This is a genomic window from Leptolyngbya sp. NK1-12 (assembly GCF_032598965.1).
Lineage (GTDB): Bacteria > Cyanobacteriota > Cyanobacteriia > Elainellales > Elainellaceae > Elainella.
Genome location: NZ_CP053586.1, coordinates 4,680,651 through 4,696,453 on the forward strand (window position 1 = coordinate 4,680,651; position 15,803 = coordinate 4,696,453).

Genomic DNA, 15,803 nt, shown 5'->3' on the forward strand with positions numbered 1-15,803 from the left:
ACTGTAACGTCTGTTAATCGTATAGGAAGAGTCGCGACAAAAATGTACTAGACGACACAAAACTACAGCTTTATCTAGCAGGATGCAATCAGGCCAATGCCTGTGCTGGAAAGGGTTTGAGCAATTATACTTACCCCTATTTGGGGAGTGATTGCGTCCTTGCCAACCCATGCTAATGGTCCAAGGGGAACTTTCCGCCATTTGAGGAAACCAACGATTCAATTGACCGACATGCCAAACTTCCATTCCAGGATGACTGTAGGATTGAAAGCAAACCTAATTAAACGGAGTCAAGGGAGTTCAAAAAATTGCCTCAACACATTTCCAAACCATAATCTTGGTATTTCGAAATGAGCAAACAAAGACAATTTGGAAGATTAAAACTAACAAGGCAGCACTGTTGCCGCTTCTATCTAATCGAAACTAAGTTCTGAGGGGTATGGGAAGTTTTATTGCTAGCCTCTGAACGCTTAAAGGAATTTGCTTAGTAATACGGTAGAAGCTTGAGTTAATTTGTATCCAGTTTTACTTTTGTTCTCCCTTGATTTAGATAACAAGAGCTGACAGAACGGTTAAAGACAGAACGGTTAAAGATTGTAAACAGAAATACCAGACTGGAACCGCAGGCAATTCTTAAACTGAACTATAAAATAGCTAAAAAGTAACAAAAATCACAATATTGTCAAACTCATTGCAGTTAGGATGTTGAGCCGGAGCGATCTATCAGCCCTAAACCATGCCTGTGATAACGGTTTATCCCCAAGGGCCGGCTTGAGTCTGAATCAATTTTTTCCCTTAGTTTTTCCTCTTAATTGTTGATTGATAGTCATTGTTGATGGATTGAGTAGTTATTTTTCAACTACAGCCTTTTTTAGGCTAGTGAAGTACGAAAAACGGGGTGCAGGAGCACTGCCCCTGCGTGGGAGCTTCGCCCCCACACCCCCTATACCTCACATGAGTGAAAAACGCTGTAGGTTTTCAACTAGGCAAGTTATTCCAGATCGTGGAGATCGGCCCTCTATGCCCAGGTATTTTGTTGAAAAGCTGCACGCATTTTTGTTTGCTGTCTTTGTCTTTTTAGGTGTAATGTTTGGCTCTGCTGATGCAGTACAGGCTGGCAAAACCGTAAAGTCCATCGTATTCGATCCGGCAAGTCCCGCAGTGAATGTGGCTGCAATCTATGAAACAACACCCGAAACACAAAAGGATGTTGTCTCTAGTATTATGCAATCCAATAAGTTCTTTAAAGATACACCTGGCTTCGAAAGCTTTTCTGTACTTCAGAGTGAGGATGGAGCGCGGGTCATCACCCTGACCCAGTGGAAAGATGCAGACAGCTACGAAGCCTACGCAGCTCAGCCACTAGAACTATGTCCCAGTCCTCCTAGTGCGATAGCAAGTCCTCCCTCTTCCAAATCAGCCGCCAGAACATCAACTAAATCTAGTACCAAAAAAACAGTAGCCACGCCAGCCCGTACCGTAGTATTCGAAGTTGACAAAACGCAGACGCCTGAGGGGATGCTGCCTGCACTTCGAGGTAAATATGCTTTGGTACAATTCGATGAAATTACAGCCAAAAGTGCCGATGACGTCACAGAGCTGTTAGCAGCGGCTGAAGACTCTTTGGCTGACGTGACTAAGCTCTATCCCTCACCCCGCACAGCGGTTCTGTTTAAAGGTGTAGATAATGCCGATGTCGCAGTACTGACCAACTGGGGCTACGCCGAAGAGTTTACCGACTTAACTAAGCTACCCGCTCTTGAAGTCTTGCCAGAAGATGTTGATGCCTTAGCTAGTCACGACGATCACTTTTACGAAGTGGTGAAAATTATTTCGGCTAAACCGGACAGCAAAGCCAAGGAGAAGACTTAATGTGAAGACTTAATGTAGAGACAAAATTTGACGAGAAGGAATGACAGCCGCCCGATCAGCTGAACTAGTACAAACAACGAGAATGCAGCTGAATGCAATTTGCAAAGACAAATATGGATCGAAATTATGGATTGAAATTGAGGTTTGGAGATGGTTGCAAGTTCGCGTAATCAGCCTTTTCATCTCAGTCGGCTCCTGATCAGCGACGGTCCGGCTGGATTTCTGTTAAGTTGGGTGGCAGGCTTTGTAGATACCTCGGCGTTCATCATCTTGTTCGGTATCTTCACGGCCCATGTCACGGGTAATATCGCCCTAGCTGGGTCTTCCTTCGTCAGTTCAGACGAAAAAACCACCATTACTCGGCTGTTGATGTTGCCGACATTTGTTGTGGCGGTTGCTTTGACTTCTCTGTTAGCCCGTTATGCGCGGCACAAAAAATGGCCAGTGTTTGCGGTGCTGCTAACGGCAGAAGCGATCGCTTTAACTGGATTCTTAATCATTGGAACTAGCCTTTCACCTGCCCTGATGTTGGATGTGCAGGAAGAGTATATCCTCCCGATTGGGATGGCTGGTGTGGTAGCAATGGCGATCCAAAATGGATTGATGAAAGAAGCAAAAGGAGTATTTAAGAGCTACATTCCGACAACGGTGATGACTGGCAATACAACCCAGCTCACCATTGATATGGTGCAGTATTTGCTGGCTAAATTATCGCCAGCGTCTAACCCAACTGCCCAGCTAGAAGCTGAGGAAGCTCTAGAGCGCATGAGTCGCGTGTTTCCGGTAATCGCTGGGTTCGCCCTGGGTGGTTTAGGTGCAGCCTATTTTGTTTTGTTAGCGGAAACTTGGTGGAGCTTAGTTTTACCGCTAGCGATTATTTCAATGTTAGCGGTGGCTGCCTATGTGGAATTTAATCGTACCTCGACCCAAGCGGAAGCAGAGTCTTCTGTAGAGGCACAAATGGCAGCAGTAGAGGCAACCGCCGTCGAACGCCCTAGTGATGACAGTGCCCTATTTCGTTCTGAAGTTTGATCGTTGAGGCTGTAGTAATAGCTGATTGGTCATCTTACCCCTAGACTTAGATCATATTTGCCCTGGAGGAAATTCACAATGAAGCGTAAATTACTGTCGTTTTTTGCCTGCTTAGTAGTTTTATTGAATCTACTAATAGTCCAGCCAGCCCAGGCTCAGCCGTTCATTCAAATCTCGTTGCCAGGTCTGTCCAATCTAGGCTTCTCGAAAGCTGAACTGACCCCAGAGCAAAAGGCGATAATTGAACAGCTAGAGGATGAAATTGTGCCTCAGCTAGAAACTATCCTGACCTCAGAGCAGCGGGACCAGTTTATCTCGGCGATTGGTGAAGGCAAAAGCTTTCGCAAAGCCTTCAAGTCCATTACTCTAACTCCCACACAGAAAAGTCAGCTTGCCTCGGTGATGAAATCTATTCCCAAGGCTGATTTCTTCGCTACACTGACGCCAGAACAGAAGAAGGGCTTCTTTATGAAGAAGAAAGATATGTTCATGCCAACGGCAGAAGAGATTACTGAGAAGATCAATGCTGGTATGAAGAAGAAAGAGATGTTTGCACCAACCGCAGAAGAGCTGAGTGAAAAGATTGGGGCAGGACTCGATAAGAAGAAGATGTATATGCCTTCAGTTGAGGAAATTGGCGAAAAGATCAAAGCCAAGATGAACGCCATCATGCCAGAAGATTAAGTATCCAGCACCAAACAAACTCGTGAGAAGGCGAATTTCGGTTCGCCTTTTTTAGGATATAGCCGTCGCCACAACAGTTAGGACAGAAATATTGTTGTGAACGTGCGAAGCGTGCCCACAACAATGTTCTATCTCTTCTGGCAAACACTATATCTGCATAAAGAAAATCACCATCATGATCAGGGCCAGCGATACGATAGCGGCTCCTAATAAATCAGTTTTCACCAAAGAGCGACGAAAGGCAGGGCGCAACCAGAAACTCATCAGCCGCGTTACGAGTGGCATCACGACCCAAGTCAAGCAGGAAGAAGTAATTAGGTTATTGACCAGCATCGAGGCAGCAGGCGGCCAAAACTGCATGATCCCCAACGCTGCAAATAACTTCGCTTGGGTCATTACCGTCGGGTAAAGCCCCAGCACGACCGACAACACCTGCTTCCAGGCCGGCGGCCCCAGACCCGCTTGTTCTACTCCCGTTTGCCGAGAAAACCAGCCTTCTAACCCAGTTGTAAACGATTTGAACTTATAGTTCTCAAAGATGTGGCGTCCCGATTCAACTAAGTCTTCCCGCGTCTTGGAAGTCAGCCATTCATTCAAATGGTTAGGCGAATCAAAGTGAATCAGCGAATACCACTTGACTACTCCATCGGCACATTCCAGCGGAGGACAAAAGTCAGTCCGCAAATATCCTGCCGATTGTTCAGCCGTGTGAATTAGAGCCGTATGCCATGTTCTGAAAGCCGGGTCCTTTCCCAATGGCACAATATGTTCAAGTACAACGGTAGAGTAAAAAACCTGGTCATCCATTTGGGAATTTAGCATTGTTGATGATTAAGCGAGGCAGAAGGCAGTCAGACTATGGGAGACAGAAATCAGGAGTCAGACTATAGATTACAGATACTGGAACAGGAAAAATGCTGGCTTTTGAATTTTGGCTGATTATCCCAGTACCAGAAGTTAGAAGATGGTTGGAATGTTGGCTTTTGATTTCGTAATCGCAGCAACGCTCTGTGCTGTCACGACTTATGCTACCAAGTCCTTGAATAAAGTCAACGTGAAATAAAGTCAACGCAAAATCTGCTCAAGCCATAACTACATTGGAGCAGAGCATGCTATAGGATTTTAGTAGCGCAGCCAAGCAGATACTGAAACAGCAAGTAAGTTTACTTAAACAGCCCCTGTCTTGCAGCTAGCTCCCTGTGTCTCTGTGGCTGGAATTGAGCACAAAGATGCAATTGATTTACTAATCATCTCGTAATCGATTCAGTTCTTGACTCACATGCTTACAGATAATCAAAACAGACGCGATCTAGAACTAGACGAGCACCAGGTCAAAGACCTCAACCGTCGGCTCGGCATTCTCGATCACAAGTGCTCAGCCCTACTGGAACTGTCTTCGGTGGTTTTGGCTCTGAATATTATTCCAGCCGTGAGCGGTAATCTGAGTGATGTGGGCAGCCTCTTGAGCGCTATTATTTCGGTCACGTTTTTAGTGAGCAGTTTGCTGTCGCTATTTGTGCTGTGGATCGACTGGCAACCCACAGAACAGGTGGTTGAGTTTCGCACTTCAATTTATCGGTTTTGTATTTTTCTCACCGCGATTGGCCTAACGGCGATTGCAGCCCTGATGTTGAACTCGCTGCATATATTGGCCTAGCTTCTGAGGCGGCGGCGAAAATTCTACCTAAAGATAGGAAAAACTAATCCTAAACTCTTGCAGGGGAGAGATGATTTATAATAATAAAGGAAGCAAACTGTAGCATAGGGCACAGTAAAAGATTCGGACATGCTAGTCGCATTTTTCTGGCAGCTTGGCTGGTGGATAGCTTCATGCGGCAGCGTGGTGACAGGTTTGAACGTGCCTCCTTGCCATCTAGAAACAAAGAACTAGAAGAGGAGGTTCATCATGAATTCATTAGACCAAGGTTCGATCCTGGATTGTCAGTGGCAGCGGTACCGGCAACTGGAGCTGTTGCCAGAGTCGGTTCCTAATCCTTATTTAGAAAATACCTTTGGGCTGGGCTGGCTGTGGCGTGGATTTGTTAAAGCATTGGTCGATGAATTAATTGAAGAGCAGCAGGTGGACTACCTGAATCGCTGTTGGTCGTTGGATGAGTTTGGCGAGGCTGAAGCCTCTCCTCCCCACTCGCTGCAACGCCTCTGGAAACTGATGAACTGAGCATGGGTGACAGCAACAATTTGCAACAGGTGTCGTAACGGTTTTGACAAGCTCTTAACCGAACTCGGGAAGTATAATTCGGATGAATGAACTGTAAATCTTCCCATGACAAACATCGATGACCTGTTGCAAGAATTGTCCACGCTTCCCGAAGACGAACTAGAAGCTCAGTTGGGCCTGCGAGCACAAACCATTGGTGAAGAAGCAACACGAGGAGCAGCAGAAGCGGCTGCTATTACGTCGATTGATCCGAATACAGCCGTTCCTCGTGGCATTGTGGATGATGCCTTAGCAGCCGGTCAGCGCCTATTCGACTGGATTAATCCGGCGGCCTATAAGATGCTCTGTACGCCCTTGGGAAGCGACGGTTCGGATGAAACCATGCAGCAACTCGTAAAGCTGCTCGACGAAGATCTGGAGAAAAACATTGCCAAAGCAGCAGGAATGCTGGCTCCGTTCTTGACGGCCAATTTGGGTTTGGCTCCGGCCGTAGCAGCTCTAGTCTCAACCCTGATTATCAAACGAGTTGCCAAGGGTGCTTCTAAATTTGCCTGCGAGTCGTGGCAAAAAACTTTGCCGGCTGCTGATGCAGCGACTCCTTAATCACAGGGTGTTTAAACCTTTTTCCTGAGAATCACTGAGATCATTGCCAGAAGCTGATGGGTAGGCTAAGACAGTCTTTTGTCATTGCCATATTCACCTATGTCTCCGTCGTCTGGAGTCCCGATTGCCGCCGTTCAGGCCATGCAGGAGCAGCGCTATGCCGATGCCATTCCTACTCTGGAAGCGTTTTGCCGCACTGCGCCCAAGGGTAAAGCCTACTTTCAGGCTCAAGTTTGGTTAGTGAAAGCCTATAAAGCCACTGGAGCCAGGGATCAGGCAATCGCCTTATGTCAGCAAATGCGGCGCAGCCATCAGCCGCAAATTCAAGCCTGGGCAGAGCAGGCACTCGCCTTCCTAGCAGCAGATTCCTCAGAAGCATCAGAATCTGCTGCGACAACAGCCCCGTCACCCGCCTCAGCAATCGGTTCAAGCCCATCGATACCCGCTTACCCTAAGCTGATGCCATCAGAAGCGGCTGCCATACTAGCTGCGGGCAACAAAGCATTGAAGCAAGGTCAGTATGCCGAAGCCGTCGAAAAACTAGAAGCCTTTTGTTACGGCACCGACTCCAGCTTCAAGGATTACGAGCAAGCTCAAACCTGGCTAGCCAAAGCCTACCGCCACAATCACCAGATCGAGCAGTCGATAGCGCTGTGCCGAACGCTAGTCAGCAGCGAGAAGCCGTTCATCAAAATTTGGGCAGAGCAGTATTTGCAGGCGATGGCTCCATCTGTACCGGCAGCAGACGCAGCAGCAGCGGCAACAGCAGCAACAGAAACTCAATCCAATCATTCGCCTGAGTCTGGTAAACCTTCCTCGGCTCAGTCCGCCACAGCAGCGCCCAGCACCATTCCCAAAGCCAGACGGTCTAAGCAGCGAGGCGTCAAGCTCGCCATGAAGGGCGTTGCCAGCAATTTAACTTTGGCTTCTGGCGTCACTATCGTTTTGCTGTGTGGCATGGTGTTGGCGGCGACGCTGAATCTGCTGCTGATTCAGGGGGCAGACGATCCAACCTCCGGGCTAATCAGCGCGATATTGATCACAATCATTTTCAACTTAGCGATGTTTTTGCTCGGCCCGATCATCATGGATCTGGTGCAAAAGCTGATCTATGATACGCGCTGGGTCAGTTTATCAGAAATTGAACGCCGTAGCCCAGAGTCAGCAAAAGTGATTCGCCGCGTTTGTCAGCAGCATCACATTCAAACGCCGCGCCTTGGCATCATTGACGATGAAAATCCGACTGCATTTACCTATGGGTCTTTTCCCAACAGCGCTCGCTTGGTAGTGAGTCAGGGGCTATTTACCTATCTTGATGATGACGAAGCCGCTACAGTTTATGCCCATGAGCTAGGACATATTGTCCACTGGGATTTTGCCGTGATGACGCTGGCTTCAACCCTGGTGCAGGTTTGCTATCTGATCTATACCTACGCTCGTGCAATTGCAGATCAGCTGGGCGACAGTGACTCAGCCAAAAAGGTAAAAGGCGGCATTCAGTCGGCAGTGATTCTGGCCTATATCTTCTACATTGTAGGTGAATATTTACTGCTGTATCTCTCCCGTACTCGCGAATATTACGCCGATCATTTTGCGGCTGAGGTAACGGGTAATCCCAACGGTTTATCGCGAGCATTGGTCAAAATTGCCTATGGCATCCTCGAAGAAGGCAAACGTAGCGACAAACCCAGCAAAGTACTGCAAGGCACCAGAGCACTCGGCATCAGCGATCCGCGCTCTGCCAGCATGACAGGAACGGCGTATCGAGTCGCGGCGGAACCTGAAAAGGTGGGACGGGTGTTCCTGTGGGATATGTTTAACCCTTGGGCTTGGTGGATGGAGCTGAATTCGACTCATCCCCTGACGGGCAAACGGGTACGCGCCCTCACTACCTACGCTGAACAATTGGGGCTAGACAGCGAATTCGACATGGCACGCATGATCCGCGAAGGTCGCACGCTCAACAAACGCAAGCTCCATGGCAGCTTTATGCTGGATATTCTGCTGTTTTGGGCGGAGTGGTTGGGCGGCTTGGCAGGATTGGCGCTGGGCATCGCCTTATTGAAATCTGGCACCATCCAATTTTTCGTACTGCCGCCGATGTTGATGCTGCTAGGATTTGGCATCGGTCTGCTGCTCAAAACCTGGGTAATGTATCCCAGTCTGCACCGTGCCCCGGAAATGGATGTGCTGTTGTTAATGTCCGATCCCTACGCCAGCCCGCTGCGTGGCAAGCCGGTTCAGTTGGCGGGTCAGATAATCGGCAGAGGAGACAGTGGTTCTCGCTTTGGCTCTGACTTGAAGCTGCAAGATCCAACCGGGCTGATTTACTTGCACTATGCGTCGCGGTTCGGTCCGTTGGGTAACTTCCTGTTTGGCATGTCGCAGGCAGCCAGTTTTGTTAACCAAGAAGTGGCGGTTACAGGCTGGTTCCGACGCGGTGTCATGCCCTGGGTGGATATGACGCTGATGACCTGTCCCAACAAATGGAACGTTAGCAGCCACCATCGATTTTGGGCTTTGCTGCTAGCCATCGGTGCGATTATTTTAGCGTTCACCCTGCCAATCCTGATACCGACCTAGAAACCCACCCGATGTAAATTACGCCTGCCAATCCACCGGCTCCTCAAAGATTTCTGCCTCCGAGAAAGGGCAGGTTTGAGGAAGTTGCTTGGGGTCGAGGGGCGTTTCTTTACCCACAAGGTTGAGACCCTTTTCATAGCCAATCGCAATGGCTTCGCTGAGATAGGGCTTCAAGCTGGGGTTCTCCTTGAGGTGACGCTGAATTTCCTGTCGCTGCTCCTGAATGGTGTAAAACCAACTCTTGGATCGCGCCTCTGGTTGATAGCGCCACTTGAGCAGGTGCCCCAGCAACACTCCCAAGCGATTGCGCAACTCCTGCCGTTCCTGCCGACCCAACGATTCAATCTCCTCGATCAGGTTGTCAATATCGAGTTCTTCTAACCGTCTAGCGCGGAGCAGCTCAGCCTGACGCTGAGTCCAAGCATAAAAGTCTTGCTCATAGAGAGTGGTCGTTCGCATAGGAAACACCGCACTGTTTTCACCTAATTTTATCCAACATCCACTGAATTCCACCTCGCTACTGACTGTGACAAATGAACCAATGAATTAAATTTCTCTTTGCTAAGTAATTCAACTTAATTAAAACCAAGATCAGGGTGTGTCGCCGCCCTTCGGGCGGCGACAACACCCCCTTTGGGTTTCATGTTTAATTATGTTGTTCTACTTTCTGCAATTGGATACGAAATCGCGTCAAAACGCAAAAAGGGAAGGTGCTTCACCTTCCCCTGCTATAGCCTGACTGTAGCCTGTACTGGCGTGGAGTTCGAATTAGCCAACCGGGGCTAGGATATTCCCCTGCTGCGGCTGATTACTCTGGTCGCGGGATCGGATTTGCACTTGACCGTCTGCATCCACATCCACAATTGCCATCTCACCTGCATTCACCGCACCCGATAACATCGCTTCTGCTAGATTGTCCTCTAGCAGTCGCGCAATCGCTCGCCGCAGTGGACGGGCACCGTAGCTGGGGCTGAAGCCTTCGGCAACAACTAACTCCTTGAAAGCGTCGGTCACCTCCAGGCTAATGCCTTGCTCCATCAACCGAGTGGCGACTTCTTGGACCATCAGATCGGCAATCTGACGCACTTCCAGCCGCTGCAATTGCCGGAAGACAATGATTTCGTCGATACGGTTGAGCAATTCGGGCCGGAAGAACTGCTTCATCTCATCCATCACCCGTGAGCGAATTTGCTGGTATTGGCTACTGCCCAAATCGCCCAACTCGAACCCAAGGCTGCCACCGCCTTTTTCGATCACCCTGGAGCCAATATTTGAGGTCATGATCAGCAGCGTGTTCTTGAAGCTGACCGTGCGGCCTTTTGCATCGGTGAGGCGACCGTCTTCCATCACCTGCAAGAGTGTATTGAACACATCCGGATGAGCCTTCTCGATTTCATCCAGCAAAATCACGGTGTAGGGCTTACGCCGCACGGCTTCGGTGAGTTGGCCGCCTTCGTCATAGCCGACATATCCGGGCGGCGAACCGATCAGTTTAGCCACCGTATGCGCTTCCATAAACTCGGACATATCCAAACGAATCATCGCCTCTTCTGAGCCAAATACAGCCGTTGCTAAGGCTTTGGCTAATTCGGTTTTGCCGACTCCCGTGGGGCCAGAAAAGACCAGACTGGCAATCGGGCGGTTGGGAGAATGCAGCCCAACTCGCGAGCGGCGAATCGAGCGAGCTACCGCCGTTACCGCTTCTTCCTGACCAATCACCCGCTCGTGTAGAACATCTTCCAGGTGTAGCAGCATCACCGACTCGGATTCACTCAGCTTATTGACAGGCACACCTGACCAGGAAGCCGCAATTTGGGCAATGTCGTCTGCTGTCACTTGTATTGCAGAAGGAAGTTGGCTGGTCTGCTCGATCGCTAAATTAGCATCGCGAATCTGCGCTTCTAGCTCTAGCTCGTGGTCGCGTAGTTTGCCAGCCGCATCAAAGTCTTGAGCATTCACCGCTGCTTCTTTGGCTGCTGTGATCTGCCGCAATTCCTGCTTCAGAGCTTTGGTGGGTGACTGCTGGGCATAACGGAACCGCACCATCGAGCCAGCTTCGTCGATTAGGTCGATTGCTTTGTCCGGCAGATAGCGATCCGGGATATAGCGGTCGGATAGCTTGGCGGCAGCTTCAATCGCCTCGTTGGTAATTGTAAGCTGGTGGTGCTGCTCGTAACGGCTGCGTAATCCGCGCAGAATCTCGATTGTCTCTTCAACGCTGGGTTCACCCACCACTACCGGCTGAAAACGCCGTTCTAGGGCAGCATCCCGCTCGATATGCTGACGATATTCGTCGAGGGTGGTGGCTCCAATCACCTGAAACTCACCGCGCGCTAAGGCTGGCTTCAGCATATTCGCCGCATCGGTTCCGCCTTCTACGGCTCCGGCTCCAACCAGGGTGTGAATCTCATCGATCACCAGAATGATATTCTGCGACTGCCGCACTTCGTCAATAATTTGCGTCAACCGCTCCTCAAAGTCACCCCGGAAGCGAGTTCCTGACAACAGTGCCCCCATATCAAGGCTGAATACCTGCTTGTCGAGCAAAATATCCGGCACATTTTGATCCACGATCCGCTGGGCTAAGCCTTCTGCAATCGCAGTTTTACCAACACCCGGTTCGCCGACTAGCACCGGATTATTCTTGGTTCGGCGGCCTAAGATTTGTACGACTCGCTCTAATTCGCGCTCACGGCCCACCATTGGGTCCAAGGCTCCAGCCGCGGCCAACTGGGTTAAATCGCGGCTAAACTGAGCCAGCACACTAGCATTTCGTGAGGAGCGGTTAGTTTGGCGATTCGTCCGTCCTCGTCCTCCAGCCGCTACTGGATTTGCTTCGCCAGCCGTCTGGATTAAACGCCGACGCAATTCAGTTGCATCCACACCCAACCGCTCCAGCACCTTAGCGGCTACGTTATCCCGATCTTGAATCAGGCTGAGTAGCAAATGTTCGGGAGCAATGTAGGGTTGATCGAGCTGGCGAGCCTGCTCAAACGCCTGCTCTAAAATGCGCTTGGTTTTGGGCGTGAAGGGCAGATCGGCGGAACCAGAGGTTGAGCCATGGCCAATAATTTTTTCTACTTCAGTCCGGGCCGCATCCAGGGTGACGCCCAAATCGGCTAACACCGATGCGGCCAGACTGTCCTTGACGCGCACCAGCCCTAGCAAAATTTGTTCAGTCCCGACGAAGGCATGGCGCAGTCGTCGAGCTTCCTCCTGGGCCGCCATAATCACAGCAATTGCTTGTTCAGTGAAATACTCAAACATGGCAAGGGGTTCCATTAGAATCGTTCCGGGCTGGCTGATTTTGAACCATCTGAACCCATCAGCTCAGCCGGAGGAGTAACGAAAGATAGAGTGACAAAAATCTGAGCGCGGCGTATTTCTAACTATCTGCATCCACGCGCTCAGCCGTGAAGCGATTTGAAGAATAGATGTGTGTAGCTACTGGTTTGGATAATTTGATTGGACTAACTATACTGCTGGAGACTGATTGATATGGTTGATATGGGGATTGATCGGTTCGACCAGTTCCCCCAGGAAGTAATCTTGTGCAACCAGCGAGATTGCTACGGTGCTTCCCATAAACAGCAAGCCAACTAGAATGGTCATCGCAACCTCCTGACTCCTAAGCCAATTCGTAAACAAATGTTTACTTGTTTCCTACTGTAACGAATGGCAAACCGGCTAAGCAGGGAGGAAAACCGTCGTTGCGGGGTGGGGTTGTGCGGTTGCAAAATTTTTAGGAATTAGAATTCGCTGCGCACAAAAGCGGTGAACCATGACTCTCGATATGCCGCCGCCACGATTGATTGCAGCGGTTTTGACCCGGCCAACAAAATCGTAACCGCGATCTGATCCGCAAACGAGATCAATACGCAGCAGGGGGAATTCCAGAATACTGGTTGGTTGAACATCCAGAACCAAAAACTGTGACGGTCAGGACTTACGCAGCTCAGCAATTTCTACCCCCCTAACCCCCCAAATCTAGCTACGGTGTCCACACAAATCGAAGATCCCCCCTAACCCCCTTTTAAAAAAGCTACCGTGTACACACAAGTCCTCTCGGCCCCCTAAATCCCCCATGCATGGGGGACTTTGAGTCAACGTTAAACCAATTTTTTCCATGCTTTAGACCAAATCAGGTTCGGAAGTCTCCCATGCATGGGGGATTATGGGGCTAAGACGCCTCGAATCCTAACCAACTCGATTTGTGTGTATACCGTAGCTTAAATAAAGGGGAAGAGGCGAAGCCTGTGCGCAGCACCTACCAATCAGGGATTGAAGTCCCCCTTATCAAGGGGGATTTAGGGGGATCTCCCCTTGCATTGAGTCGCGATCGAGATCTGTGTACACGGTAGCCCAAATCTGGGCGGAACCAGATTGGAAATCCCCCAGAATTGGGGGATTTCAGGGGAAAATGCATAAGTTCTGACGGTATTGTAATGGCAGACTGGAGGCTACATGGAAGTTGGGGTATTTTGCCATGATGATCAAATCGTTTCACCTGCATTTCCAGCACTGCCACTAACCGCTGCTCAGATACTCAGACAGGCGCACTTCACCGACTGTACATTCGTGTTAGCCGTAATAACTGCTCGCTCAACTCGGGACTGAGTAGATCCAATTTCGTGAACCGCCAACGCCATTGGCCGTCGTTATAGCGTGGATCATTCATGCGGGCGCGTCCATCTAGGCCCAATACATCCTGCAGGGGAATGACTGCCAGATCAGCAACCGAGGCGAGCGCAGCGCGGATAAATTCCCAGTTGATATTCTGAATCTCGTTCGGACTCGCGTAGCCAAAATAATCTCCTACATGCTGTTTTTCAGCATCACCCGCCGTATTCCACCAGCCGATGGCCGTATCGTTGTCGTGAGTGCCAGGATAGACGACGCAGTTATGGATATAGTGATGCGGCAGATAGGGATTGGCCGGGTCGCCACCAAAGGCAAATTGAAGAATTCGCATGCCGGGAAAATCGAACCGATCGCGTAGAAGTTCTACCTCCGGGGTGATGATACCCAGATCCTCAGCCATGACGGGTAAACTGCCTGTCGCGGCCTGCAGCACTTCAAAGAATTTGGCATCCGGCCCTTTAATCCACTCTCCGTTCATGGCGGTCATTTCGCCGGCTGGCACCTGCCAATAGGCTTCAAAGCCTCGAAAATGATCGATGCGGACAATATCGACATATTGCAGCGTGGCCCGAAACCGATTCACCCACCAGGCAAAGTTGTCTTGCTCCATCTTCTCCCAGTCATACACTGGGTTGCCCCAGAGTTGTCCGGTAGCGCTAAAGTAATCGGGCGGCACCCCTGCCATAAAGGCGGGGTCGTAGGTGTCTAGATCGAGTTTGAACATATCGGGCGCAGCCCAGACATCAGCGCTATTGTGGCAAACATAGATGGAAATGTCGCCGACAATCTGAATCCCTTTGCCGTTGGCGTAGGCGCGCAGTTTAGCCCATTGCTCAAAAAACTTGAACTGGACAAACCGATGAAACCGAATCGGCTCCTGAAGCTGAGCAGCAGCTTGCTCTAGAGCCTCTGTTTCTCGCCGCACCAAAGCTCTATCCCACTGATTCCAAGGCTGGTTGCCGTTTGCCTCATAAAGAGCCATGAATAGCACATAATCATCTAGCCACCAAGCCTGCTCCTGGCAAAATTGCTCATATCTATCGTTGGGCTGAAAACGAGCGAAAGCCTGCTGCAAATATTGGGTTTTATGGGGAATGACTTGATCAAAATTTACTCTGGCATAGGCAGGGTCCGCGTCTTCTGGTAAAGGCGTTAAATCGGCTGCATCTAACAATCCCTCGGCAGCGAGCTGGTCCAGATCAATTAAGAGAGGATTGCCAGCAAAGCTGCTGAAGTTCATGATGTAGGGGGAATGTTCCAGCCCTGTTGGGCCTAAGGGCAACACCTGCCACAGTTTCTGACCACTCCGCTCTAGAAAATCGATAAAGCCATAGGCGGCTTGCCCCAAATCGCCAATGCCGAAGCGGCTCGGCAAACAGGTAGGGTGTAATAAAATACCACTCGCACGTTGAAAAGCCACAGTCTGTCCTTAATTACAAAATGAGAACTCAAGCGAATTGCAGGTAGTTATATGAGACAGTTATATGAGACAGAGGATGATCCAGTGAGTCAAACTTGCAGATCTGCCCATCCCGATCCAGTCTTCAATCAAAAAGTCTAATCCGGATTGATTCGAGTTGGTAATTCAAATCAGAATTAATTTGATTCCATCCCCAATTGAACATCTAGAGATGAAACCCTATCGACGTTGATTCGCCCGTCTGATGATCTGGCTACGGAACCGTCGATTCACCCAAATGCTTGCCAAATGGGTTAGCCAGAGGCATTGGATAGAGCATTTTCAGGGGCTAGATTTTTAGAGCGTACATATAACAAACTACAAAGGCTGTTCGAGTTCTGTAAACTCCTGTTTATAAGGTTTACACGAACTGGAAGCCACAACTTCAAAAAGAAAGCATAAAGGTATCGTGGTTATACATAGGATCTAGAATTTCTATCTTTAGAATGAGGACAATATAGCTGAGAATTTCGTAAAGCTTTGTCACAGTAGCGCTTGTCTAGGAAATGCGTCCCTGAGATTTCTGTAGACAGGTTCAGGGTGGTCAGCCCTGATGTGCAAGTCTGGAGACAATTAAGAAACTACTTATCACTTTCTGTTGGGTCTATTTACGCTAGAGTGAGCCAAACGCAGGTCAGCAGATGCTGTTTCCTGGTCTCTTGACCTTGGTGGAGGATGGCAGAACAGGAGGAGCAGCAATCTCCTGGATCTGCGTCAGCCTGCGCCAGATCTGCGTCAGATCTGCACTGG

12 protein-coding genes are annotated in these 15,803 nt (G+C 49.6%); 7 read left to right on the forward strand and 5 right to left on the reverse strand.

The genetic code is table 11. From position 1 onward, the window contains the following. The first annotated feature begins 1,020 nt into the window (after positions 1-1,020). The 3 genes from HJG54_RS20100 (at position 1,021) to HJG54_RS20110 (ending at position 3,588) form a co-directional block, all read left to right on the forward strand. On the forward strand, positions 1,021-1,872 hold the full coding sequence (locus HJG54_RS20100; protein ID WP_316430950.1) for an antibiotic biosynthesis monooxygenase: 852 nt from the start codon (positions 1,021-1,023) through the stop codon (positions 1,870-1,872). A gap of 150 nt (positions 1,873-2,022) precedes the next feature. After that, a complete protein-coding gene (locus tag HJG54_RS20105) occupies positions 2,023-2,904 on the forward strand; it encodes a YoaK family protein (RefSeq protein ID WP_316430951.1) in 882 nt (293 codons plus the stop codon). A 78-nt stretch (positions 2,905-2,982) separates the two neighbouring features. Further along, positions 2,983-3,588, forward strand: coding sequence for a hypothetical protein (locus HJG54_RS20110; RefSeq protein WP_316430952.1), 606 nt, complete (start codon positions 2,983-2,985; stop codon positions 3,586-3,588). Positions 3,589-3,735: 147 nt separating this feature from the next. Here the strand turns inward: HJG54_RS20110 and HJG54_RS20115 are convergent, their stop codons facing one another. Beyond that, on the reverse strand, positions 3,736-4,410 hold the full coding sequence (locus HJG54_RS20115; RefSeq protein ID WP_316430953.1) for a hypothetical protein: 675 nt from the start codon (positions 4,408-4,410) through the stop codon (positions 3,736-3,738). Positions 4,411-4,867: 457 nt separating this feature from the next. Between HJG54_RS20115 and HJG54_RS20120 the strand changes: the two genes are divergently transcribed. The 4 genes from HJG54_RS20120 to HJG54_RS20135 all read left to right on the forward strand — a co-directional run bounded on the left by HJG54_RS20120 (position 4,868) and on the right by HJG54_RS20135 (position 8,953). Further along, positions 4,868-5,245 carry a hypothetical protein gene (locus HJG54_RS20120; RefSeq protein ID WP_316430954.1) on the forward strand — a complete coding sequence of 126 codons (378 nt, stop codon included), beginning with the start codon at positions 4,868-4,870 and terminating at the stop codon, positions 5,243-5,245. 249 nt (positions 5,246-5,494) lie between these two features. Then, positions 5,495-5,767: a hypothetical protein gene (locus tag HJG54_RS20125; protein ID WP_316430955.1), complete on the forward strand. Its 273-nt coding sequence runs from the start codon at positions 5,495-5,497 to the stop codon at positions 5,765-5,767. A gap of 105 nt (positions 5,768-5,872) precedes the next feature. Then, positions 5,873-6,370, forward strand: coding sequence for a hypothetical protein (locus HJG54_RS20130; RefSeq protein ID WP_316430956.1), 498 nt, complete (start codon positions 5,873-5,875; stop codon positions 6,368-6,370). Positions 6,371-6,469: 99 nt separating this feature from the next. After that, positions 6,470-8,953, forward strand: coding sequence for a M48 family metalloprotease (locus HJG54_RS20135; protein ID WP_316430957.1), 2,484 nt, complete (start codon positions 6,470-6,472; stop codon positions 8,951-8,953). 18 nt (positions 8,954-8,971) lie between these two features. Here the strand turns inward: HJG54_RS20135 and HJG54_RS20140 are convergent, their stop codons facing one another. From HJG54_RS20140 to malQ, 4 genes are all read right to left on the reverse strand, one after another. Further along, a complete protein-coding gene (locus HJG54_RS20140; protein WP_316430958.1) occupies positions 8,972-9,412 on the reverse strand; it encodes a DUF29 domain-containing protein in 441 nt (146 codons plus the stop codon). 309 nt (positions 9,413-9,721) lie between these two features. Beyond that, the gene (locus HJG54_RS20145; RefSeq protein ID WP_316435650.1) at positions 9,722-12,220 is read right to left on the reverse strand and encodes an ATP-dependent Clp protease ATP-binding subunit; all 2,499 of its coding nucleotides are present in this window, start codon (positions 12,218-12,220) and stop codon (positions 9,722-9,724) included. A gap of 207 nt (positions 12,221-12,427) precedes the next feature. Continuing rightward, positions 12,428-12,565, reverse strand: coding sequence for a hypothetical protein (locus HJG54_RS20150; RefSeq protein WP_316430960.1), 138 nt, complete (start codon positions 12,563-12,565; stop codon positions 12,428-12,430). Between the two features lie 949 nt (positions 12,566-13,514). Continuing rightward, positions 13,515-15,014 carry a 4-alpha-glucanotransferase gene (gene malQ, locus HJG54_RS20155; RefSeq protein WP_316430963.1) on the reverse strand — a complete coding sequence of 500 codons (1,500 nt, stop codon included), beginning with the start codon at positions 15,012-15,014 and terminating at the stop codon, positions 13,515-13,517. Positions 15,015-15,803: the final 789 nt, after the last annotated feature.

What these genes read in the sequence shown, in the direction of transcription:
- HJG54_RS20100 (WP_316430950.1), top strand. Translation starts at nt 1,021, where the DNA reads ATGCCCAGGTATTTTGTTGAAAAGCTGCACGCATTTTTGTTTGCTGTC.
- HJG54_RS20105 (WP_316430951.1), top strand. Translation starts at nt 2,023, where the DNA reads ATGGTTGCAAGTTCGCGTAATCAGCCTTTTCATCTCAGTCGGCTCCTG.
- HJG54_RS20110 (WP_316430952.1), top strand. Translation starts at nt 2,983, where the DNA reads ATGAAGCGTAAATTACTGTCGTTTTTTGCCTGCTTAGTAGTTTTATTG.
- HJG54_RS20115 (WP_316430953.1), bottom strand. Translation starts at nt 4,410, where the DNA reads ATGCTAAATTCCCAAATGGATGACCAGGTTTTTTACTCTACCGTTGTA.
- HJG54_RS20120 (WP_316430954.1), top strand. Translation starts at nt 4,868, where the DNA reads ATGCTTACAGATAATCAAAACAGACGCGATCTAGAACTAGACGAGCAC.
- HJG54_RS20125 (WP_316430955.1), top strand. Translation starts at nt 5,495, where the DNA reads ATGAATTCATTAGACCAAGGTTCGATCCTGGATTGTCAGTGGCAGCGG.
- HJG54_RS20130 (WP_316430956.1), top strand. Translation starts at nt 5,873, where the DNA reads ATGACAAACATCGATGACCTGTTGCAAGAATTGTCCACGCTTCCCGAA.
- HJG54_RS20135 (WP_316430957.1), top strand. Translation starts at nt 6,470, where the DNA reads ATGTCTCCGTCGTCTGGAGTCCCGATTGCCGCCGTTCAGGCCATGCAG.
- HJG54_RS20140 (WP_316430958.1), bottom strand. Translation starts at nt 9,412, where the DNA reads ATGCGAACGACCACTCTCTATGAGCAAGACTTTTATGCTTGGACTCAG.
- HJG54_RS20145 (WP_316435650.1), bottom strand. Translation starts at nt 12,220, where the DNA reads ATGTTTGAGTATTTCACTGAACAAGCAATTGCTGTGATTATGGCGGCC.
- HJG54_RS20150 (WP_316430960.1), bottom strand. Translation starts at nt 12,565, where the DNA reads ATGACCATTCTAGTTGGCTTGCTGTTTATGGGAAGCACCGTAGCAATC.